Origin of the sequence: Rathayibacter rubneri, assembly GCF_023743255.1 — a bacterium.
In the GTDB taxonomy this organism is placed as follows: Bacteria; Actinomycetota; Actinomycetes; order Actinomycetales; family Microbacteriaceae; genus Rathayibacter; species Rathayibacter rubneri.
Genome location: NZ_JAMRYM010000003.1, coordinates 23456 through 43763 on the forward strand (window position 1 = coordinate 23456; position 20308 = coordinate 43763).

Below are 20308 nucleotides of genomic sequence, written 5' to 3' on the forward strand. Positions count from 1 at the left end.
GGGTTGTGAAGCCGGCGGAGCCAGTCGGGGTGACTCTTGGCGGCCACACGTCAAAGTCGTCACAGCGGTGTTGCAGCCCTTACACCCCAAGCGCCGCGCCAGCTTCCCCTCACCTCAGGAGGGCTCGGGCGGCGGCCTTTGAGAGGAACACGATGCTTAAACAGCAGACGGACTCTTGTCGCGCACGGCGAAGCACAGGGGCGATTCAAGTGCTCGTTGCGGTGTACGGCATCCTCGCTCTCGCCGCAACGGGTCGATCAGCGGTTCAAATTCTCGATCGGTTCGATGAGGCCCCGGTGGCCTACACCCTTTCTGCCCTCTCTGCGGTGGTCTACGTCCTCGCGACCGTCTCGCTCGTGTCACCGGGACCCCGCTGGAGGAAAACCGCCTGGATCGCGATCGGCTTCGAACTCGCCGGCGTCGTCATCGTGGGTGCGATCAGCGTGCTGTCGCCGTCACTTCTCGGCCTGTCCTCGGTAAATCCATTCGGCCGGCAGTCGACGGTGTGGTCTGTCTTCGGAGCGGGCTACCTCTGCGTTCCGCTCTTACTGCCGGTCCTCGGTCTCTGGTGGCTTCACACCGACGCCGTTCGGGAGGAAGCGGCGTCGGCGTGAGTGCGCGCCGATCTACGACGGTCACGCCCGCGCCGCGGCTGCGACGGCGTCTGCGATGACTCGGGCGTCCGGGAGCGGGCTGGGGCGCCCCGCTGCGGTGAAGTAGAGCCGGCATGTCAGCACGGCGGGCTCGTCTGGGTCGGGGGGAACGATGTCCACTCCGTCGATTCGCATTGTAGGTGAGCCGATGAAGTGCTCGCGGTCAGCGTCCTCCTGCGTGACCATCTGGATCGTCTCCAAGTTATCGGGCACAAGGCCCGCCGCCGTCATGGCGTCCTCGAGCATCGCCTTGGCCTTTGGGTGCGAGGGGCAACCGGGCCACCAAAGCAGCTCGATGTGAGGCACGCGCATCAGAGCGTCCACTTGATCGTGCAGCCAACCGGTTCGGTCTCGGCGATCTTCGCGGGCTTACCTGCGAGGGCGGCATCAATTCCGGCGCGCAGCCAGTCCGCATCGAGTTCCTCACGATCAACGGAGGCGTCGGGGGCGCCGTGGTAAACGACGATGCCAGCGTTGTCGAGAATGAAGACGTCGGGAGTGTGGCGAGCACCCCAGGCGCGGGCGACGCGCTGGTTCTCGTCAACGAGGTACGGGCCGTCGAAGTCGCCTCGGGCAACCCTTTCGCGAGACGCCTCGAGGGAGTCCTTCGGGCTGACGGCGGGGTCGTTCGAATTGATGTGCAGCAGTCTGACGTCGCGATCAGAGTAGTCCCGTCCCGCCTGCTGGATGCGGTGGTGCCATCCGAGCGCCCACGGGCACGGATTGCATGTGAACACCACGACCGTCGCCGAGTAGGATGCGGCTTCGAGTGCCACAGGGAAACCCTCGGCGTCAGGCAGCACGAAGTCGGGAACCTGAGAACCGACCGCAAGCGCGGGAGCGAGGTCCTGCGGCTCGGTGTGATGGGGGCGCGGCTCGATCCGGGTAATGCGTGCGTGCTGGTCCAGGGTGAATTCGAAGTCCATCGCACTCACGGGACCACCCGGGCTCGGCAGGGGAGTGCCGCCAGGGCCGGTGGCTCGGACGGTCACTATCCGGGGATCTGAGGCGGGAACGAGATTCAGTTCCACTACCCCCAACCCGGAGGGCATCGAGGAAAGCTGTGAGTGCACCTGCTCTGCGCCGACGCTCTCGCGCCCCGCGAAGACGAGCACTCCGTCGGTAGCGAGGAGGTGCCTCACCCGTTCGAGGTCGAGCGTTCCGGTGGTCTGCATGCTGAGCCATTCCTGCACACCTGCAGGAGCTCCGTCGATCGTCGCCATGATCCTTCACTTTCGTCATTACCGGGAGGCCCCGATGATCCCGACGATACGACATGTGACATTCTTCGAGTAATCCCTCTCAGGAAGGTCACATGTTAGAGGTTTGGGCGGGCGGGCAACCCGGCTCCTAGACGATCGAAGGCGACGGCGGCTCGCCCCCCCCAGTCGACCCGGCGACGCGCGACCAACATCTCGGCTGCGGTCCGCGGCCACGATGTCGGGAGCACGTCCGTGGGGAGGCCCGGATCGCCTCGCATGCACTGTCGCCACTGCCGCTGCAACTCCATCCAAGCAACGAAGCACTCGTCATCCGTGACGGGTGTGCGGGTTCCGAAGTCCTCGAGCAGGCGCTCGTACGCGCCCCGCGCCGCGGCGAGATCCCAGGCGGCAGCGACGACATCACTGACCTCAGGCGAGGAGATCTCGGATCGCAGCACAATCACTGACAGGCCGGGCTCCTCCTCCAGCGCCTGTCGAGCCATCGCGGATCCCGTGTTGCTTGGAGCGATGTAAACATCGCGCGCCAGCGTGCCTAATGACCCGAGCAACATCTGCACGCGGGGGTGAAACGTCCGGGCCGATGAGGGCGCGTCGGGCGCCGCGCGAAGAATGAAGACATCCCAGAGGCCCGTTGAGAGCATGGCCGAGCCGGAGGTCATCACGCCCGCCTCCTTGAGCATCTGCGCGGCACCGTCGGCCAGCTGCAGCCAGGAACGCCGCCCCGATCGGTGCGCCACAAGTGCACCATCCCGGACCGCGCGCGCCGTGGCCTGCCGCGCAGCCGCGGTGCTGTGACCGAACAGCTCGATCGCGGACACCAACGTCTCCTGCCACGCGCCGCCGAATGTCGGGGCGACGTACTCACCCAACACCGACAAGAGCGCTTCCGGCGCCGTCGCTCGGCGGCCGTACCCCATCCCGTGATCGGTTTCGCTCATCGAACCCTCCATTTATATGACATTGCTGAGAACCATTGCAGTGAGTCTGTCACATGTCATACGGTCCTTCTCATGACCAGCACAGACTTCGTCCTCGAGGCGAACAACCTCACCAGAACCTACGGTCGTGGTGACAACAGGTTCGACGCGCTCAAGGGCGTGTCCCTGGATGTCCGCCGCGGCGAGAGCGTCGCCATCATCGGTAAATCGGGATCGGGCAAATCCACCCTGATGCACATCCTCGCCCTGCTCGACAAACCCACCAGCGGCCGGCTCGTCCTGAACGGTCAGAACTCCACCGACCTCTCTGCCAAGGAGGTCAACAAGGTCCGCAACAGCACGTTCGGGTTCGTCTTCCAACAGTTCTTCCTCACCCCGAAAACCTCCGTCCTCGAGAACGTCGTTCTGCCGCTGAAGATCGCCGGCGTCAGCAGCAGCGAACGCCGACGCCGCGGGATGGAAGCGCTCGACGCCCTCGGTATCGCGGAGAAGGCCAAGAACGACGCGAACTCGCTGTCCGGAGGTCAAAAGCAGCGCGTCGTCATCGCCCGCGCACTCGTGAACGATCCCGCGCTGATCTTCGCCGACGAGCCCACCGGAAACCTCGACACGACCACGGGAGAGTCCGTCGAGCAGATGCTTTTCGGCCTCCAGCGCGAGCGCGGCATCACCCTCGTCGTCGTCACCCACGACCCCGACCTCGCCGGCCGCTGCGACCGCAGCGTCTACGTTCGCGACGGCCTCATCGTCGCCCAGGACCTGGAGGTCGCCGCATCATGAACATTCTCGACATCATCGCCACGGCGATCAGGAACACTTTCCGCTCCAAACTCCGCACCAGCCTCACCGTCGTCGCCATTTTCATCGGTGCCTTCACGATCACCCTCACCACCGCGATCGGCACCGGGGTCGGCAACTACATCGACACCCAGATCTCTTCCCTCGGCTCCTCCGACACGCTGACCGTCACCAAGGCGGCCACCACCACCTCGGACGGCGGACCGCAGGAGTACGACCCCAACTCCTCCAGCCAGTCCTCCGGCATGGGCCCGCAGACGACCACCAACCTCAGCGCCGCCGACATCACCGCCATCGAGGACACCGACGGAGTGGACTCCGTCGAGACCTCCGTGTCCGTCAACGCGATCTGGCTCGAGCACGATGATGACGGCAAGTACGTGGTCAGCGTCAGCGCCGCCACCGGCCAGTCCGGCGGAAACCTCGACCTCGCCTCCGGAGAGCAGCTCGACAACGACTCGGACACCACCCAGATCGTCTTGCCCAGTAACGACCTCGAGACCCTCGGACTGGGATCGGCCAAAGATGCGATCGGCGAGACCGTCACCATCGCCGTCGACGACTACGTCGGCACGGAACACACCGTGACCGCGACCGTCGTCGGCGTCCAGAACGAATCCCTCCTCGGCAGCGGCGCCACCGCGAACACCGCCCTGTCCACCGCGCTGCAGACGGCGCAGGACACCAGCAAGCCGTCCACCGTGGAGACCAGCTACGCCTCCGCCACCGCGACCGTGACTTCCACGGACGACATCGACTCGGTCAAGACCGAGCTCAGCGATGCCGGCTACTCCGCCCAGACCACCGCCGATCAGCTTGGTCAATTCCAGACCATCATCAACGGCGTGGTCGGGATCCTCGACGCTTTTGCGGTCATCGCACTCATCGCCGCCGGCTTCGGCATCATCAACACGCTCCTCATGAGCGTCCAGGAACGCACTCGCGAGATCGGACTGATGAAAGCCATGGGCATGGGCGGCGGCCGCGTCTACACCCTGTTCAGCGTCGAAGCCGTCTTCATCGGCTTCCTGGGATCCGCCATCGGCGCCGGAGCAGCGATCGGACTTGGCACCGTGCTCTCCAACATCCTCTCGACCACCCTGCTCGCCGACCTGCCGGGGCTGAACATCCTCGAGTTCGCGCCGTCCTCGGTGATCACGATCATCCTCGTCGTGATGGGCATCGCGTTCCTCGCTGGCACCCTTCCCGCACGACGAGCAGCCAAGCAGAACCCCATCGAAGCTCTCCGATACGAGTGACCCCACGCTCGCCGAAGAGACCGGGGGATGTGCGCACGCGCATAGCCCCCGGTCTCCTCGGCACGTGCCGTCATCCGGGGGAGTAGTGATCTTCGCCACCCGCCGAGCCGAGGACGTCCATTCGCCGAGATCACCCCGCCCTCGCGCATGCAGCCTTGGAAAACCTTCATACCAAGCACACAGATTGCGGCGAACAACTCCATAGCAGACGGCAGTTCACTTCCCTTCGACGGCTCTACCGCCTCCCTAGAAACAAAGGACAGCATGTTTGCGACATACCTCCTCCGCGAGCTCGTCAATCGAAAGCGGCAGACGGCGATTATCGCCGTCGGCATGGCGCTCGCGATCGCCCTCGTGATCCTCGTCAACTCGTTCAGTTCCAGCGTGACCAACGCGCAAGAGTCGGTTCTCCAGTCGGTCTACGGCGTCGGAACCGACATCACCGTCAGCAAGGAAGCCGAAGCCCCGACCGGAGAAGGGGGCAGGCCCGGGCAGATGTTCGACTTTGGGGCGGACGACGGCACCACAAGCGAAGACGGCACCACCAACGTCAACCAGTCCCGCCTCACCACTGGTGTCGGTGCGACGACGTTCTCCTCGGACGAACTCACCACGGTGTCCGGTGTCGCCAACGTTTCGACCGCGATCGGCATCCTCTCCCTGAGCAACATCACCTTCGACGGCGCGCTCCCCGGCGCATCCGCTCAGACCGGGGATGCCGCTCCGTCTGCACCCGAAGGAGGGCAGACTCCCGGCGGCGGTGGCTTCGGAGGCGGCAACTTCTCTGTCGATACCGTCTCCGTGCTCGGCCTGGACCCGGCCGGCTCGACGATCGGCCCGCTGGCCGACGTCAGTCTGAGCGATGGACGCACCTTCACCGCCGAGGACGCCGGGCAGAACGTGGCCGTCGTCGACTCCACCTATGCCACGGCATCCAACCTCGCGGTCGGCTCGACACTGAACCTCGGGGGCACGGACTTCTCGGTCATCGGCATCGTCAATTCCGACTCAGCCGAATCGGCCACCGTGTCGAACACCTACATTCCGCTCGACGTCGCACAGACGCTCTCCGGACAGACGGGAATGATCTCGTCGATCTACGTGCAGGCCAGCTCCTCGAACAACATCTCGCAGATCCAGACCGACATTGAAGCCGCCCTGCCCGACAACACCGTCTCGACCCAGGCGGATCTCGCGTCGACGGTCTCGGGCTCGCTCTCAACCGCCAGCGACCTCGTCGCGAACCTCGGTACCTGGCTCTCCGTGATCGTGCTCGCCGCGGCGTTCCTGATCGCGATCCTGTTCACCATCTCCGGCGTCACGCGCCGCACGAGGGAGTTCGGCACTTTGAAAGCGATCGGTTGGTCCAACGGCAAGATCGTGCGCCAGGTGGCGGGTGAGTCGATCGTGCAAGGCCTGATCGGCGGCGCGGCAGGCATCGCACTCGGACTCCTCGGAATCATCATCGTCAACCTCATCGCACCGACCGTCACCGGCTCGTCCTCGAGTAATACGGCGACCGCAGGCGGTGGCGGACCCGCCGGCTTCGGAGGCATGCCCGGGATGGAAACGGCGACGACGACGACCGACGTGGCTCTCAACCTCCCCGTCACGGTCCCGGTCATTCTGATAGCCGTCGGCCTCTCTGTACTCGGAGGCCTCCTGGCCGGCGCGATCGGCGGTTGGCGTGCCTCCCGACTGCGTCCCGCGGCTGCACTTCGGTCGGTCGGCTAGTCCCCACGATCAATCCGTCTGCGCATGACCGCAGACGCCCCTCCTCCCTCCTCTCGAAAGGACCAATGTGTACACCTTGACGGACGTCATCAAACGCTACGACGGCGCGAAAAAGACAGTCACCGCGCTAGTCAATGTCTCGCTCAGCATTCCCGACGGCCAGATGGTCGCCATTCAGGGCCCTACGGGCGGCGGCAAGTCGACGCTGCTGCAGATGCTGGGAGCTCTCGACCGGCCCACCTCCGGCACCGTCACACTGAGCGGATCCGAGATCTCGAAGGTCGGCGACTCGAAACTGGCCGACATCCGCGCTCACGACATCGGCATCGTCTTCCAGAGCTTCAACCTGATCCCGACACTGACCGCCTGGGAGAACGTCGAGACGGCGCTGGCACCCCAGAAGAAGATCAGCGCCCACGAGCGGAAGCAACGAGCGAAGGACGCCTTGACGTCCGTCGGACTGGGCGAACGACTCGGCCACCTGCCGGACGAGCTCTCGGGCGGACAGCAGCAGCGCGTCGCGATCGCTCGTGCGCTGGTCAAGAACCCGAAGGTGCTCCTCGCCGATGAACCCACCGGCGCCCTTGACGAGCAGACCCGGGACGAGATTATGACGCTCCTCGAGACGCTGTGGAAAGACCGCGGTCTCACACTGGTCATCGTCACGCATGACTCCTCCGTGGCGAGACGCGCCCAACGCCGACTGCATATCAAGAACGGTCACGTCAAGGACGTCGCGTGAACCGTGCCGCCCGGCCGTACCGAGAGAACGGCCGGGCGGTGGAAGCTGTGACATCAGCGATCGCCGAGCGTCGAGCTGACTGCATGGCGTCACCGTAGAGCCCAGCCGACGCTCGAGGAGAGCCCATGAACTGAGATCGTCCGAGGTGCTTCCCCATGCAGTTGCGCCAACGCTGACGACGTTCAGCTCGTTGTCGAGACGACCGACGAGCTCGACCGCCGTCGTTTCCTCCGCTCTCACGGTAGGAGGCCGTCTTTGAAGCGGAATAGGGAGCTGTCCGTGCTGAAGGGAGCGTCGGAGTCGCTACCTAGGACCGCCGCGGTTGAAGAGAAATCGAAAAGTAGTCGCCCGAGCGCACGCGTCACTCCCGTCAGGACATAGACGAGCGCGGCATCGATTGCCCCGAAGTCCCTGACGACCCCTTCAGCAGCGGAAGCCATTGTCGACAATTCTGTCGCGCTCGACGACCTGGAACCTAAGAGAGCAGGCTCTGAAGAGGCCGTCGAACTCGCCTGGGCGCGGCTCGTGGGGTTGCAATGGGGCGGAGGACCGCCAGGTCCGCAAACGCCTGATCGTCTACGAGCGTGTCCAGACGTGATCAGTCGTCGGTCTCGGTCTCGGTCTCGAATTCTCGACGTAGACCGATAGTCCTTGTTCAGTGCACGGCGAGCTCGAGCGCAATCACGGCGAGGCCGAGAACGCCGATCATGACGTGCACTGCGATCTTCTGCCATGCCCGAATCCGGAGGCCGTGTATCGCGAGGAAGGTGGCCGCAACGAGGGTAGCGACGAGGACGAAGGACATGATCCGCAGTGCCCACCAGAGGGTGAAGACGCCTAGTGCGGCCAGCAGGAGTAGGAGCATCGGTATCACCAGGACCAGGAGCGCCCGGCGCTGACCGTCGCGAGATGGCGCACCAAAGCCGTGTTGGGGAGTATGGAATGAATTGCGATGTGCGCGATGACGTCAGCGAGGAAGACCGCGAGCAGGGTTCCGACGACGGTGAGGGCCAGAGTTGCGGAGGCCTCGGCGACGGTGGTCTCTTCGCTGTGCTGCCCGAGCGTCAGGCAGACGGCGAAAGCGGTGAACGTGACGTACACACGCTCTTTCAATGCGTCGGCCCGCTGTGCGTGACTCGGTCTCGCTTTATCCCGAAAGGAGTCGGAATCCGGCAGCTGCCAGTCACCGCGCTCATCATCGGCATCGCCCACGTCACTACGATCGCGTTGGTCGCGTGGAACGGTTGGTTCCCGATCGCTGCCAGCGCCGCTGGAGATAACTCCGCAGCATCGCTGCCCACATCAACTCTGCATGGCCAGGCCATAACCGGGCATGTCGGCCCTGCGCCCGCGGACGGAGCAATCACGTACGCGTACGCCGGCGACTCGATTACCGCTCGATCGGACTCCTGGCTGCACGTGCTGGCCGACGACCCCCAGCTGAACGCCGTCGACGGTTACGCCCGAAGCGGCGCCCGATCCGATCAAGTCCGTGCGCACCTCCCCACCACACGGGACGTCGAGGTACTCGTAATCGAGGTCGGCACCAATGACATCAACCAGCGCAAAACGTTGCAGTCGATCGTCGCCAACATCAATGCCATCGCTGCGACGTCGAACACGGAGCAGGTACTCCTAACCGCAGCCCCACCATCGGACAAGACCAGCAGCCGTTGGGGAGTGAATCGGCAAGAAGAAGCTGAGCAGCTGAACGTCCTGCTCAGCGCCGAGGCAAAGCAGTACCACTGGACGTACATCGACCCCTACGCCAGCTTCCGGCAATCAGACAATGGCTGGGCAGCCGGCTCGAGCACCGACGGCATCCACCCGACGGCCGCCGCGAACAGGACGATCGCGCAATCCTTCTCGGCTGGCATCCAACAGGCTGCAGACAGCAGCCGAGTGGATGGCTCCGGCCAAGGAAGAGCCAGAAGACCACGCCACCACCGTCGTCGCGCACAAGCCGGTCCACAAGCCCACGAGGCCGCGCTCGTTGACGACGCTTTTGTCCATCTCGGGCCTCACACTCGCGTCGCTGGATCACACCGACACGCCCTCCTCGCCGAGCGGGTCATCGAGCTCTAGAAGGTGTTCGAGCTGGCGGACAGCATCTGCGTCGACGCAGATATCCTCGTCGGGGGATGGGCGGCGTCTGAGCTGAGTTGGCCACCGCCTCGTGGTTCCGGATCTTGTCAGGAAGGGCGGTATCGCAGCCAGCCAATCCCGCACCTGACCGAATCTCAATTATTTCGAGCGGTGCAGAACAGGCGACAGCACATGACTCGCGAGCAGAACATCGCCTCCCAGCAGGCCTTCGGAGAGGCGGTCAACGCCGGCGACTTCGCCGCGTTCGACGCACTCGACGCACTCGTCGCGCCCGACTCGGTCAACCACGAGCCGGCGCCCGGCCAGGCACCCGGTCCGAAGGGATACGCCGCGTTCTTCGGCGAGCTGCGGACCGCGTTCCCCGACATTGCACTCGAGGTCGAGAAGCTCGTCGCGGACGACGACAGCGTCGCGTTCGCCTACACGCTGACCGGGACGCAAACCGGTGTGTTCCAGGGCCACGCGCCGACGGGAAAGTCCGTGAAGATCCGCGGCATGCAGATCAGCACATTCCTCGACGGAAAGCTCGCCGAGCGCTGGGGAAGCAGCGACGAGCTCGACATCCTCACGCAGCTCGGCCTCGTACCGGGCGCCTAGCAGGCGGAGTCCGGCGGGATCCGAGGCTCGTGTGCAACCCACACCTCGGAACCCGTTGAGCGGAGTCCGTGTGAATGAACTGACATAATCTCAATTATCGGATGTTTCTGAGTGGATACGGGGCTTGCTTGAGTTGTCCGCTCGCACCATTCCGATACACGCTTGATCCACTTCTGCTGCGCAATGTGCCACAAAATACTCGCACCGAGCGCCGAGGTCGCTCTAACGGCGATCATGCCAGTTAGAGCATCGCTTACTGTGGACGGACAATTTCAACGGTAAACACTGTCCTAGCTATTCCACCTATAGCACGATTGTTTCACCTGGTCGCGACTTACTGAGGCCGGATAAAATCGAATCTATAAGCACATAGACATTTGAACTCGGGTTGTCACTCGGGAACTTGTGGTCAGCTTCCCGGTGTAGGCGATCCGCAAAGAGTGCCCGAGCCCGCGCATCGAAGTATTTCCCATCTAGAGCTTCATGTCTAATTGCCTTGCCATTGGCTCCAGCCGTAACCCGCGCGCCTGTAGTCCTCCGCTGAATATCTCCGGTCGAGACAAAAGCCGCATGTGACTGCTGGTGCCAGAGTAGCCATATCTCGAAGCACGGGTTGGAGATTGCCCACTGAATGTTGTTTTGAGCGGCTAGTCGAATCGCGTCAGGGATCACCGAGGCGAAGTCATCGACGTCGAACATCACCCATACCGCGTCGTAAACATTGCTGGAGTCGTTGTCTGCTCGCGCACGGCGGGATTCATCGCGTTTTTTCTGTATAGCTTCGTTTACGAGAGAAACGGGATCACGCCCCGATCGAGCGATCTCGATCGTGACGCCTACAGCGCGGATGCGGCCGTTCACGTAATCGAGATACTCAGGTTCGGTGCGCACTCCACCACAAATCACTAGGATCCGCCGGTTGCGATCTCGCGTGACGCGTGGCCGTCGAGCGCTAGCGCGCGGTGTATTTCGGGGCATTTTTAGGCTTTGGCCCGGTCCTGGATGAGGCTGTTTACGATCGAGAGATATGGAAGTCCGCCGTACCGTCCCGTGAGATACCCTCGCTCCAGATTCTCCTCTTTGCGCGGCAGGCCATACTCGACAAGCGAAGTCAGCTTAGATGATCCTTCGCTTGACTTATCCACGATCCAAATTGCGTCTCGTTCAAGTGCAGTACCGGACCGCAACAGCGACACATCGTGAGTCGTAAATATCAACTGCGCTTGATTAACATTGACGCGCGGATCTGCAAAAACGGCTACTAGTTCGGCCACAAGCATTGGATGTAAGCTGGTGTCGATCTCGTCAACAACGCAGACAAGACCTTCATCTAGTGCTCGAATTGCTACGGATGCAAACGATAGCAAGGCATGAGTGCCATCTGATTCTGCATCGAATGGTAGAGCAGACACCATGCCTTGGCCCTGATGGGTCAGGGAGATCTCTGTTTCAAACGACGAAAGCAGTTCGTCGTACTTCATCCCCGGGTTCTCTTGCGCGTCGATGTAATCGCGAATTCTTTGGCGGTCTTCTAAATCGAGCTCTTCGCGCACGACATCTATTTCTTGAACACCGAGATCTGCGGCTCCGAGAAACTTCAGTAATTTGTGGCGGTAGGCCGCGTCCTGCTGAATTTTGCGCTTGACGATCGCGTGCTCCGCCCGATACCCCATCGCCGCGTATACCGCGAGTTTTTCTGTCAGCCAGGCGTGCGCTGGCTCTGTCGCCTCAAGGCGTGCTGCGGCAGCGGCGGAAATGAACAAGGCGTTGTCCCGCGTGGTCTCCTTGAGAAGAGCCGCTGGTCCGCGGAACGAATCACCGAACTTGAAGTCGTTCAGGTCTCGTTCGAAGAGGACTGTTTTCCGACGAGTGCGGTAAAGGTGCAGATACTCCCACACGACTCGATCGTCGTTGACCGCGAAGCCGTAGCGGTACTCCCGTCCATCCGCTGCTACGAACTCGACGTCGAACTCCGTTGGGCGCGTGCGTGACTCTTGGTCGAGGAGAAACGGCTCGCGTGCGATTCCGCCGTCGGCGCTCCAGCGGCTGTAGCTGTCGTCGACAGCTGAGTGGACATACCTGATTGCGTCGACGATTGAGGATTTGCCGGCCGCGTTTGCACCGAAGATGGCGACGACGGGCGCGAGATCAGCTCGCAGCCACTGGCGCTTGGCATCGTCCTTGCGCCGAACTCCTCGAAGCATACTCAGGTTTTGCCGATCCCTGATCGATCGAAAGTTGCTCACCGCGAAATCGATCAGCATGGTGCTCCCTTCGTCGACGCCACGTCGGGCGTCCACGCCATTCTTGCAGATTTTCTGCACAGAAGGGCGTCTGAGTCGCGCCGACCCTGGTTGCAGCGCGATTCATGCTGTAAACTGTCGAAAGCAGCCTCCTAGTCGGACTAGATCCGGGTGGAGGCCCAGGACGAAAGAACCCCGACCCGCCAGGTCGCGGTCGCGCGGCCTGGCAGATCGGGGTTGGGTGTCTTTGGACGGACGTCTCAACTCTAGGAGGTTCAACCCTCCTTCGCAGGGACCCTCTGTCTCGTGTGCGTCTGCTGTCTCGCTCCTACCGCTGGTGGGAGTTCTGACGAGTATTGGAGACAAGTTATGTACGAGGTGGATTTTCTGCCTGTTGAGAACGAAGACGGTGACTCGAGCAAGAGCGGCGATGCGATCGCGCTCCGGTTTACCGTTGCGACTCAGTCGAACCCCGCGGTCGTCGTCGTCGACGGGGGGTTCGGGCCGGTCGGCGACGCGCTGGTTGACCACGTCGAGCAGTACTACGGTACGTCGAACATCGACCTGGTCATTTCCACCCACCCTGACACCGATCACATCAACGGCCTGATCAAGGTGCTGGAACGTTGTCAGGTCGGTGAGCTGATGATGCATCTCCCATGGCTGCACAACGCGAGTGCGAGCAGCCTGGGGAACTACGAGAAGATCGTGCAGCTGTACGACCTTGCTGTGGAGAAGGGCGTCACTGTGACGGAACCGTTCACCGGTACAGCTCGGTTCGGGGAAGCGTTGCGGATCTTGGGTCCATCGAAGGGCTTCTATGAGGAGCAACTGGCAGAGGCCGTGGCGGCGGCGTCGGAGACGGCGGCACTTAGCGCTCGAAGCTTCGGGGCGACGTTGCTCGCCAAGGCGACGAAGTTGCTGGAGCGTACGCGCAGCCTTTTCCCTGTCGAAACCCTCACCGATGCGGATGAGACGAGCGCGCGCAACAAGATGTCTGTCGTCACCCTTGTCCAGGTTGACGGCGAGAACTTCATGCTCACTGGCGATGCCGGCATCCCGACTCTCAACGAAGCCGCGGAGGAGTACGAACGAGTTGTCGGGCCGTTCAGCAGCTACCCTCTGACGTTGTTCCAGGCCCCCCACCACGGCAGTCACCGCAACCTCGGACCCGCCATTTTGGATCGAATCCTCGGTCCGAAGGATGCGGCGTTCAACTCGACGCTCGCACTAATCAGCAGCGCCAAGGCGTCCGAGAAGCACCCCTCCCCCAAGGTCACGAACGCCCTTGGGCGTCGTGGTGCGATCGTCGCAGCGACCGAAGGTCGAACGATTACCCACATGACCGGACACCGTGACGGGTGGGGACCCATCACCCCGATCGGCCCGCTCGAAGAAGAAGATCTGTGAGCAACACGCTCTTCGACACGTACTCGTTGAAGGCGCGGTGGCTGCCGGCCGTGATCACGGCTCTGCCCATCCTCGCCCTCGCGCTCGCGTTTGTCGGGGTGAACGTCGCGGTCGGCTCTTTTTTGCCGGCCGCGGCGTTCGCTGCGATCAGCTTCGCGGCCGTCGAATACACGCGCACCCGGGGCCAGGCTTGCGAAAAACGGCTCGTCACGAAGTGGGGCGGCATGCCGACCACCCGAGCACTACGCGTCACCTCGCGGACGGGGGACCTGGCACTCACACGGCGCCGGCAGCAGGTCGAGGCCCTTTCCGGCCATCAGCTCCCGACCGCCTTGGACGAAGAACGCGATCCGGTATCGGCAGATACGCGGTACGCACAAGCCGTCAAGACGGTGATCATTCAACTCCGCCACGACGGGCGGGGGGCGGACCTGCTGCAGGACGAGAATGTGAGCTACGGATTCCGACGGAATCTGCGGGCCTTGCGTCCCCTCGGCATTTCGGTCTTGCTAGCCAGCATCGCGGGATGCGCGGCGGGGTACGTAATTTTAGAGATGGACGTCGTCGCACTTGGGATCGTCTTCATCCTGGAGTTGCTCGTCGGGGCGTTCTGGCTTTTCGTGGTTCGGGACGAATGGGTTTCCCAGCAGGCAGACACGTACGCAGAGCGGATGTTTTCTGTGCTCGACGCCCAGGCTCAACGGAAGCCACCAGCAGCTGAGGACTGAGGCTGGACTCGATCCGCTGGGCAAGCCCCACTGATTGACCTGAACGAGGAAGGCCCGCGACACCACCCGGTGTCGCGGGCCTTCCTCGTTCAGGCGTTGGCGGCCGGGTTCGGCTCGTTTGATCGGGCCGTTTGTGTTGGGGAGGCGCCCGCCGGCTCAGGAGGCGCCGCTGACTGCGGTCGTGTCTCCGTGAAGTTGACGTGCGAGTGTCCCGTTTAGGGATCGTTCACCGCGCCAGTTTGCCGAGCGGGACGCGCCGCCCATCAGCGCGGGCGGCAGTGTCCCTGTGGCGTTGTCCGCTCTGCGGCGGCGTTCATTGATCGCTCCGCGACACTGTCGCCGAGGGCGACCCGTGACGGCGTTCTCGCACCGCTCCACTTGGGAGGGAGGCGAGAGATCTGACGTTAGCGGGCGAACGTGCGCCCGTAGACCGCGACGTCCAGTCGTTCGTCTCCTAGCGGCAACGCCGAGGCGAGGACGCCTTCACGAGTGAACCCGAGCCGCTCAGCAACGCGCGAGCTGCGCTCGTTCTCCACCGCCGTCCGAATCTCAACTCGACGGATTCCTCGGCGTGGGACCTCTGTCAGCAGCGCAGCGCAGGCACGGGTCACGGCGCCGCGCCCCTCGGCCGCCGCGTCGATCCAGTACCCGAGTTCCGCAGTCTGCGTGTACGAGTTCGTTCGAAGAGAGGCGGAACCGATGAGGGCGTCGCCGGACATGATGACGGTCGGCAGCACGGATCTCGCGGCGAAGTCTGCCAGTTGAGCACGAGTGAAGGCAGTAGTGCCTTCGAGCGTCTGGTCGGAGAGCGCCCACGGCTCCCACCGCCGCAAGCGCTCGAGATTAGCGCGCGTCAGAGCATGCATCTCCTCGACGGTATCGAGGGTCCGCAACGCGAGCCGGAATCCACCGCTGAGATCGTGAGTGAAACGCATACAACCAGCTTCTCGTATGCGGCCGACCTCGCGACCAACCCGTCCTCCGCGTCCAGTAACCAGTAGCTTTCTAAGACGCATCGACCGGCGGTCATTCCGCGCTCGGCGGGTCCAGGTTCTCGGGACGTCGGCTGTCTCGGAAACACGTCCTGACGCGTTTCGTCTCAGCGGGGGACGCGGAGGGTGTTTCCGAGTCAGAATGAGGTCGTGAGACTCCTGGGTTATACACGTGTGAGTACGTCGAGTCAGGACGCGCAGCTGCAGCTCGACGCGCTCGTCGCCGCCGGCGTGCAGAAGCGCGACGTCTTCGCGGACGTCACCTCGGGGAGCAAGACCGCGATCGAGCGGACCGGGATGAAGAAGCTCCTCGAGTACGCCGAGGACGGCGACACCGTCGTCGTCTGGCGAGTCGATCGTCTCGGCCGCTCCCTGATCGACGTGCTGAACACGGTGAACCTGCTGCGCGAGCGCGGTGTGCAGGTCCGGTCGATCTCGGACGGCATCGACCCGTCGACGTCGACGGGTCGGCTGATGCTGAACATGCTCGCCACGCTCGCGGAGTACGAGCGGGAACTGATCGTGGAACGAGTCAACGCCGGAATCGCGGCCGCCCGCGCGAACGGGACCCGGTTCGGCCGGCCCCTGTCGGATCCGGTCGTGATCGCGGACAAGCTCGCGATCGCCGCGGACGCTCGCGCCCGTGGCCGCACCGCTGAGGACGCTGCTCGTCTCGTCGGGTGGAGTCGCGCGACGCTCTATCGCCACCAGCAGGCTCACGCGGCCCGCGAGAGTGCAGCGATGTAGCGACTGATGGACGGCCTCGAGCGGTGGCGGATCCTTCGACTTCACGTCGAAGATCAGGTCCCCCTCGCGGCCCTCGCCCGCGAGAGCGGCATCGGCACGCGGACGCTGCAGCGCTGGCATCAGCTCTATAAGAGGGACGGGCTCGCCGGGCTCGACGACATTGCGAGGACGGACAAGGGCGGTCGGCGCACGGATCCGGCGACCGTCGCCGCCATCGAGCGGCTCGCCCTGACCCGGCCTCGTCCGTCGATCGCGACGTTGCATCGCCTCACCGTCGAGGAGTGCCTGCGCGACGGCCGGCCGGCGCCAAGCTACGCGACGGTCCGTCAGATCGTGCAGGCCCTTGACCCCGGGCTCGTCACCCTTGCGTTGGAGGGCCCGACTTCTTATCGCGACCGGCACGAGTTGGTGTTCCGGCGTCGGGCGGAACGGCCGAACCAGACATGGCAGGCTGACCACACCGAACTCGACATCCTCATCGTCGGCGCTAACGGCAAGCCCGACCGCCCCTGGCTGACGACCGTGATGGATGATCACTCCCGCGCGATCTGCGGCTACATGCTCTTCACCGGAGCGCCTTCGTCGCTGAACACCGCTCTCGCGCTGCGGCAGGCGATCTGGCGGAAGACCGACCCCGCGTGGGCGATGTGCGGGATCCCCGACGTGCTGCACGTCGATCACGGCTCCGACTTCACCAGCCACCACCTCGAGCGCACCGCCGTCGAGCTGCACCTCCGGCTCATCTTCTCCACCGTCGGCCGGCCTCAGGGGCGAGGCAAGATCGAGCGCTTTTTCGGCACCATCAACACCGAAGTCCTCCCGACCCTCCCCGGCCACCTCGGCCCCGGGAACCGCAGCCCGCAGCCCGTGCTCGATCTCCCGGGCGTGGACCGGGCGATCGGCGCCTTCATCGCCACCTACAACCAGCGCACCCACCAGGAGCTCGGTATCTCCCCGCGAGACGCGTGGGTCGCGGACGGGTGGATGCCCCGCATGCCCGACACCCTCGACGAGCTCGACGGCCTGCTGCTCACCGTGCCCACGCATCGCACCGTGCAACGAGACGGAATCCACTTCCAGGGTCAGCGCTACCTCGCGCCCACCCTCGCCCCGTTCGTCGGACACACCGTCACCATCCGCTACGACCCCCGCGACGTCTCCGAGATCCGCGTCTACGACCACGACACCTTCATCTGCGTCGCCGTCGACGAAGCCCACCCCAACATCCGCCTCAGCCTCCGCGACATCGAAGCCGCCCGCCGCGCCCGCCGCCACGAACTCCGCCGCACCATCAACGACCGTATCCCCACCGTCGCCCACCGCGAAGAACCCCACCTCGCGGACCCCACCCCGCGCAAGAAACGACTCCGCACCTACGAGGAGGAGTGATGACCCAGAGCTTCATCGTCACCAAGGAACACCGCCGGTTCACCGAGTTCGCGAACGCGGTGAAGAAGGAGCGCACCATCGGCATCTGCCACGGCGACGCCGGAGTCGGCAAGACCAACTCCGCCCGCCGCTACGCCAACTGGGACACCCTCGAGCCCTACCTCACCACGTGGGGCCCACGGAACGAGGACGACGCAAAACACAACGCGCTCGCGCATCGCTCCCGCACCGTCTTCTACACACCCGAGGTGCTACCGCGACCCAAAGACCTCATGCGGGAGATCGGCAAGTGGCAGGCCCACCTCGGCATCTGCATCGACGAGCACCTCCGCACGATCGGGAAAGTCAGCGGCATGCACAACGGCAACACCACTCGGTGGGTCGAGATGCTCATCGTCGACGAAGCCGAGCGGCTCACGCCCACCGCGCTCGAGCTGCTCCGCGACGAACACGACCGCACCCACCTCGCGATAATCCTGATCGGCATGCCCGGCATCGACCAGCGCTTCCGCCACTACCCCCAGCTCTACAGCCGCCTCGGCTTCTCTCACCGCTACCGCGCCATCGGCCGAGACGAACTCCTCTTCGTCCTCGACCGACACTGGAAACGCCTCGGACGCACCCTCAACCCCGACGACTTCACCGACGCTCAAGCAGTCGCCGCCATCGAACGCATCACCCGCGGGAACTTCCGCCTCCTCGAACGACTCTTCCCCCAGATCAGCCGCGTGCTCAAGATCAACGAACTCGAGACGATCACCGACGACGTCGTCGAAGCGGCCGCCAGCGTCCTCGTCATCGGGAGCTGACCGGCGACATTGAGCGATCAGAGAACGCCGCCATCAAACGAGCAACTCCACACTGTTGAACATGACTCGCCGGATAGTGGAGTGCTCGTGGGCCGTGTCTCATCGACGTTCGTTCACGGGAGAGCAAGTGAACGCGCTCGCGAAGCGCTGTCGCCGGGCTGAAGGGGTTAGGACAGGAGGATGATCGGAGCATGATGATCGAGGTTCTCCACATCGACGACTGCCCGAACTGGAAGGACGTCGGCCCTCGCCTGGAGGAGGCGCTGGCGACCACCGGCCACTCCGACGTCCCTGTCACCTACCGACTGCTGGCGACATCGGAGGATGCGGCCGACGTCGCCTTCGCGGGTTCCCCGACGATCACCTTCGACGGGGAAGACCTGTTCCCTTCGGCAGGGCGGACCACGGATCTCGCCTGTCGGATCTACTTCACGCCGGACGGGCTGGCGGGTCTTCCGACGACGGAGCAGCTCGTGGAAGCGATCGCTTCCCGTGAACCCTGATTTCTGCGTCACCTGCTCCTGCTGCGGGAGGGATAGGCGTCGACGTCAGGTTCACGCACTCAATAATGGCGCTGCATACGTGTGCCGGCGGTGCGGGCTCTGGATCGCGCTGCGCCCGGGCGGCGATCACCCGCGCGTCCCCTCATTGTCTCGGCGCTGACATGCCGGCACTCGGCGCCGGTCACGTCGTTCGGGTTGCTCTCAGCCCGATCCGGGTGCGGCCGCGAGGTTTGAGGACGGACAGGGCGGTGATGACCACGAGGACGATCGCGCCGCCGGCGGTCGCGACGACCAGTTGCGTGCGGGTTCCCTCGAGCGTGGAGGGGATGAGCCCGTGGCGGGCGGCGAGGGACATCGTCTCGATGAGGCGCGTGTGCAGCAGGAGGACAGCGGTCGCGAAGACGCTCAGCCACAGCTTGATCGCCACCCAGTAGTGGCGCACGAGACCCCAGTGCGTTCCGAGGCCTTGCAGGATTCCGGTGGCGAGGGATGCGAGGGCGAGCGGAATGATGACGAACGTTCCCAGCGGATCTAGCGCCAGGTACGCGCTTCGGACCGTGAAGGGATCGCTGCTGGTCGCTCCGACGATCGCGATCGCGAGGAACGCGCCCACCGCACCGAACCAGCCCACGGACACCAGCACGTGGACGGTGAGAGCGACGCGGCGAGCTCGCGGGCCGAGCATCATCAGTGGTTCATCATCTGAGCTCCGCCACCAGTGAGCAGGTGTACGGCGATGAAGATGATCCCCAGTACGGCGACGACGAGCGAGAAGACCTTCACCCACACAGGACGCGGCGGTGGTGGCGTGCCGGTGGGGTCGGAATCGGTCATGCTCACAGCCTAAGCACCGGCCCAGAGCGTCGCGCTATGCCGCGGCTGGCGGGACGGGTGCCGCTACTGCTCGTCGGCATTCTTCTGCTGCGCTTGCGCTTCTTCGAGGTCGAGCTGCCGGGACACGATCTCCCGGTAGGTGGTTCGTCGGACGCGCCGGATCATGTCGACGGACAGCAGGACGGCGGCGGCTGCGACAAGGAAGGTCAGCAGGAAGCCGAAGAGGCCCGGGGTCACGGTGTCCTCGTTGAACGGCGCGGGGGTGGGGGTCGCCGGGGACGGCGGCGTGGTGGCGAGTTGAGTGAGGAGTTCCAAGAGCATCAGCGTGGTCCGTTCGGTGGGTGAGCAGGTCGTCGGTCAGGCCGGATCCGCGAGGTGCAGCGTCGCGGCGAGTGTTTCCGGGGGCGTGTTCTGGGGCGGCGGGACCGTGCGCGGACGGTGGATATCCACGGGGCGGGAGTGTTGAGAGGTGCGCTGCTCTGGGAATGAATGAGCCGTCACACCCGTTGTCCAGATACCCCCGGGGGGTATACGGTTCGGTGAGGACGGTTCAGGCCGGAAGGAGTCACGATGGTCAAGCACGAGGGGCATTCGAGCGGGCAC

24 protein-coding genes are annotated in these 20308 nt (G+C 64.2%); 13 read left to right on the forward strand and 11 right to left on the reverse strand.

From position 1 onward, the window contains the following. Window positions 1–152 precede the first annotated feature (152 nt). Entirely contained in the window at window positions 153–614 is a 462-nt protein-coding gene (locus NB037_RS01875) for a hypothetical protein (protein WP_251943118.1), read from the forward strand. A gap of 21 nt (window positions 615–635) precedes the next feature. Here NB037_RS01875 and NB037_RS01880 read toward each other — a convergent pair whose 3' ends face one another. The 3 genes from NB037_RS01880 to NB037_RS01890 all read right to left on the reverse strand — a co-directional run bounded on the left by NB037_RS01880 (window position 636) and on the right by NB037_RS01890 (window position 2814). Further along, on the reverse strand, window positions 636–965 hold the full coding sequence (locus tag NB037_RS01880) for a DF family (seleno)protein (RefSeq protein WP_443722488.1): 330 nt from the start codon (window positions 963–965) through the stop codon (window positions 636–638). Further along, window positions 965–1876 carry a thioredoxin family protein gene (locus tag NB037_RS01885; RefSeq protein ID WP_251943122.1) on the reverse strand — a complete coding sequence of 304 codons (912 nt, stop codon included), beginning with the start codon at window positions 1874–1876 and terminating at the stop codon, window positions 965–967. The genes NB037_RS01880 and NB037_RS01885 overlap by 1 nt, the downstream gene beginning before the upstream one ends. Before the next feature lie 95 nt (window positions 1877–1971). Then, on the reverse strand, window positions 1972–2814 hold the full coding sequence (locus NB037_RS01890) for a PaaX family transcriptional regulator C-terminal domain-containing protein (protein WP_251943124.1): 843 nt from the start codon (window positions 2812–2814) through the stop codon (window positions 1972–1974). Window positions 2815–2886: 72 nt separating this feature from the next. Between NB037_RS01890 and NB037_RS01895 the strand changes: the two genes are divergently transcribed. From NB037_RS01895 to NB037_RS01910, 4 genes are all read left to right on the forward strand, one after another. After that, on the forward strand, window positions 2887–3594 hold the full coding sequence (locus NB037_RS01895) for an ABC transporter ATP-binding protein (protein ID WP_251943126.1): 708 nt from the start codon (window positions 2887–2889) through the stop codon (window positions 3592–3594). Next, entirely contained in the window at window positions 3591–4871 is a 1281-nt protein-coding gene (locus NB037_RS01900; RefSeq protein WP_251943128.1) for an ABC transporter permease, read from the forward strand. Before NB037_RS01895 ends, NB037_RS01900 begins: the two co-directional genes overlap by 4 nt. A gap of 264 nt (window positions 4872–5135) precedes the next feature. After that, window positions 5136–6605: an ABC transporter permease gene (locus NB037_RS01905; RefSeq protein ID WP_251943130.1), complete on the forward strand. Its 1470-nt coding sequence runs from the start codon at window positions 5136–5138 to the stop codon at window positions 6603–6605. A 67-nt stretch (window positions 6606–6672) separates the two neighbouring features. Next, window positions 6673–7347 (forward strand): ABC transporter ATP-binding protein, encoded by a 675-nt coding sequence (locus tag NB037_RS01910; protein WP_251943132.1) that lies wholly within the window; start codon window positions 6673–6675, stop codon window positions 7345–7347. A gap of 655 nt (window positions 7348–8002) precedes the next feature. Here NB037_RS01910 and NB037_RS01915 read toward each other — a convergent pair. Together NB037_RS01915 and NB037_RS01920 are read right to left on the reverse strand one after the other, a co-directional pair. Next, on the reverse strand, window positions 8003–8212 hold the full coding sequence (locus tag NB037_RS01915; RefSeq protein WP_251943135.1) for a hypothetical protein: 210 nt from the start codon (window positions 8210–8212) through the stop codon (window positions 8003–8005). Window positions 8213–8217: 5 nt separating this feature from the next. Then, window positions 8218–8559, reverse strand: a complete 342-nt coding sequence (locus NB037_RS01920; RefSeq protein ID WP_251943137.1) for a hypothetical protein — start codon at window positions 8557–8559, stop codon at window positions 8218–8220. 15 nt (window positions 8560–8574) lie between these two features. On the opposite strand from NB037_RS01920, the gene NB037_RS01925 reads away from it, so the two are divergent. Both NB037_RS01925 and NB037_RS01930 read left to right on the forward strand, forming a co-directional pair. Then, entirely contained in the window at window positions 8575–9432 is an 858-nt protein-coding gene (locus NB037_RS01925; RefSeq protein WP_251943138.1) for an SGNH/GDSL hydrolase family protein, read from the forward strand. Between the two features lie 3 nt (window positions 9433–9435). Beyond that, window positions 9436–10050, forward strand: coding sequence for an ester cyclase (locus tag NB037_RS01930; protein WP_251943141.1), 615 nt, complete (start codon window positions 9436–9438; stop codon window positions 10048–10050). A gap of 303 nt (window positions 10051–10353) precedes the next feature. Here the strand turns inward: NB037_RS01930 and NB037_RS01935 are convergent, their stop codons facing one another. Both NB037_RS01935 and NB037_RS01940 read right to left on the reverse strand, forming a co-directional pair. Next, entirely contained in the window at window positions 10354–11028 is a 675-nt protein-coding gene (locus NB037_RS01935; RefSeq protein WP_279308502.1) for an RloB family protein, read from the reverse strand. 2 nt (window positions 11029–11030) lie between these two features. Next, the gene (locus NB037_RS01940) at window positions 11031–12314 is read right to left on the reverse strand and encodes an AAA family ATPase (RefSeq protein ID WP_251943144.1); all 1284 of its coding nucleotides are present in this window, start codon (window positions 12312–12314) and stop codon (window positions 11031–11033) included. Window positions 12315–12662: 348 nt separating this feature from the next. On the opposite strand from NB037_RS01940, the gene NB037_RS01945 reads away from it, so the two are divergent. Continuing rightward, on the forward strand, window positions 12663–13703 hold the full coding sequence (locus NB037_RS01945) for a ComEC/Rec2 family competence protein (protein ID WP_251943146.1): 1041 nt from the start codon (window positions 12663–12665) through the stop codon (window positions 13701–13703). Continuing rightward, the gene (locus NB037_RS01950; protein WP_251943148.1) at window positions 13700–14431 is read left to right on the forward strand and encodes a hypothetical protein; all 732 of its coding nucleotides are present in this window, start codon (window positions 13700–13702) and stop codon (window positions 14429–14431) included. Before NB037_RS01945 ends, NB037_RS01950 begins: the two co-directional genes overlap by 4 nt. Before the next feature lie 404 nt (window positions 14432–14835). Here the strand turns inward: NB037_RS01950 and NB037_RS01955 are convergent, their stop codons facing one another. Next, window positions 14836–15366, reverse strand: coding sequence for a GNAT family N-acetyltransferase (locus NB037_RS01955; RefSeq protein WP_251943150.1), 531 nt, complete (start codon window positions 15364–15366; stop codon window positions 14836–14838). Window positions 15367–15573: 207 nt separating this feature from the next. On the opposite strand from NB037_RS01955, the gene NB037_RS01960 reads away from it, so the two are divergent. The 4 genes from NB037_RS01960 to NB037_RS01975 all read left to right on the forward strand — a co-directional run bounded on the left by NB037_RS01960 (window position 15574) and on the right by NB037_RS01975 (window position 18871). Continuing rightward, the gene (locus NB037_RS01960) at window positions 15574–16170 is read left to right on the forward strand and encodes a recombinase family protein (protein ID WP_070409155.1); all 597 of its coding nucleotides are present in this window, start codon (window positions 15574–15576) and stop codon (window positions 16168–16170) included. 6 nt (window positions 16171–16176) lie between these two features. Continuing rightward, complete coding sequence (locus NB037_RS01965) at window positions 16177–17559, forward strand: TnsB C-terminal domain-containing protein (RefSeq protein ID WP_251943152.1); 1383 nt, start codon at window positions 16177–16179, stop codon at window positions 17557–17559. Continuing rightward, a complete protein-coding gene (locus NB037_RS01970) occupies window positions 17559–18368 on the forward strand; it encodes an AAA family ATPase (protein ID WP_251943154.1) in 810 nt (269 codons plus the stop codon). The genes NB037_RS01965 and NB037_RS01970 overlap by 1 nt, the downstream gene beginning before the upstream one ends. A gap of 191 nt (window positions 18369–18559) precedes the next feature. Continuing rightward, a complete protein-coding gene (locus NB037_RS01975; RefSeq protein WP_230674269.1) occupies window positions 18560–18871 on the forward strand; it encodes a thioredoxin family protein in 312 nt (103 codons plus the stop codon). Between the two features lie 181 nt (window positions 18872–19052). Here the strand turns inward: NB037_RS01975 and NB037_RS01980 are convergent, their stop codons facing one another. The 3 genes from NB037_RS01980 to NB037_RS01990 form a co-directional block, all read right to left on the reverse strand. Further along, a complete protein-coding gene (locus NB037_RS01980; RefSeq protein WP_230674268.1) occupies window positions 19053–19559 on the reverse strand; it encodes a DUF2269 domain-containing protein in 507 nt (168 codons plus the stop codon). Continuing rightward, on the reverse strand, window positions 19559–19705 hold the full coding sequence (locus NB037_RS01985; RefSeq protein WP_230674267.1) for a hypothetical protein: 147 nt from the start codon (window positions 19703–19705) through the stop codon (window positions 19559–19561). The genes NB037_RS01980 and NB037_RS01985 overlap by 1 nt, the downstream gene beginning before the upstream one ends. A gap of 63 nt (window positions 19706–19768) precedes the next feature. After that, the gene (locus tag NB037_RS01990; RefSeq protein WP_251943156.1) at window positions 19769–20026 is read right to left on the reverse strand and encodes a hypothetical protein; all 258 of its coding nucleotides are present in this window, start codon (window positions 20024–20026) and stop codon (window positions 19769–19771) included. Between the last annotated feature and the right edge of the window lie 282 nt (window positions 20027–20308).

Bases quoted from the DNA above. Each gene is read 5' to 3' on its own strand.
- NB037_RS01970 (WP_251943154.1), top strand. From the start codon at position 17,559: ATGACCCAGAGCTTCATCGTCACCAAGGAACACCGCCGGTTCACCGAG.
- NB037_RS01945 (WP_251943146.1), top strand. From the start codon at position 12,663: ATGTACGAGGTGGATTTTCTGCCTGTTGAGAACGAAGACGGTGACTCG.
- NB037_RS01980 (WP_230674268.1), bottom strand. From the start codon at position 19,559: ATGATGCTCGGCCCGCGAGCTCGCCGCGTCGCTCTCACCGTCCACGTG.
- NB037_RS01915 (WP_251943135.1), bottom strand. From the start codon at position 8,212: ATGCTCCTACTCCTGCTGGCCGCACTAGGCGTCTTCACCCTCTGGTGG.
- NB037_RS01990 (WP_251943156.1), bottom strand. From the start codon at position 20,026: ATGCTCTTGGAACTCCTCACTCAACTCGCCACCACGCCGCCGTCCCCG.
- NB037_RS01965 (WP_251943152.1), top strand. From the start codon at position 16,177: ATGGACGGCCTCGAGCGGTGGCGGATCCTTCGACTTCACGTCGAAGAT.
- NB037_RS01885 (WP_251943122.1), bottom strand. From the start codon at position 1,876: ATGGCGACGATCGACGGAGCTCCTGCAGGTGTGCAGGAATGGCTCAGC.
- NB037_RS01880 (WP_443722488.1), bottom strand. From the start codon at position 965: ATGCGCGTGCCTCACATCGAGCTGCTTTGGTGGCCCGGTTGCCCCTCG.
- NB037_RS01955 (WP_251943150.1), bottom strand. From the start codon at position 15,366: ATGCGTTTCACTCACGATCTCAGCGGTGGATTCCGGCTCGCGTTGCGG.
- NB037_RS01900 (WP_251943128.1), top strand. From the start codon at position 3,591: ATGAACATTCTCGACATCATCGCCACGGCGATCAGGAACACTTTCCGC.
- NB037_RS01975 (WP_230674269.1), top strand. From the start codon at position 18,560: ATGATGATCGAGGTTCTCCACATCGACGACTGCCCGAACTGGAAGGAC.
- NB037_RS01985 (WP_230674267.1), bottom strand. From the start codon at position 19,705: ATGACCGATTCCGACCCCACCGGCACGCCACCACCGCCGCGTCCTGTG.
- NB037_RS01905 (WP_251943130.1), top strand. From the start codon at position 5,136: ATGTTTGCGACATACCTCCTCCGCGAGCTCGTCAATCGAAAGCGGCAG.
- NB037_RS01890 (WP_251943124.1), bottom strand. From the start codon at position 2,814: ATGAGCGAAACCGATCACGGGATGGGGTACGGCCGCCGAGCGACGGCG.
- NB037_RS01935 (WP_279308502.1), bottom strand. From the start codon at position 11,028: ATGCCCCGAAATACACCGCGCGCTAGCGCTCGACGGCCACGCGTCACG.
- NB037_RS01875 (WP_251943118.1), top strand. From the start codon at position 153: ATGCTTAAACAGCAGACGGACTCTTGTCGCGCACGGCGAAGCACAGGG.
- NB037_RS01940 (WP_251943144.1), bottom strand. From the start codon at position 12,314: ATGCTGATCGATTTCGCGGTGAGCAACTTTCGATCGATCAGGGATCGG.
- NB037_RS01895 (WP_251943126.1), top strand. From the start codon at position 2,887: ATGACCAGCACAGACTTCGTCCTCGAGGCGAACAACCTCACCAGAACC.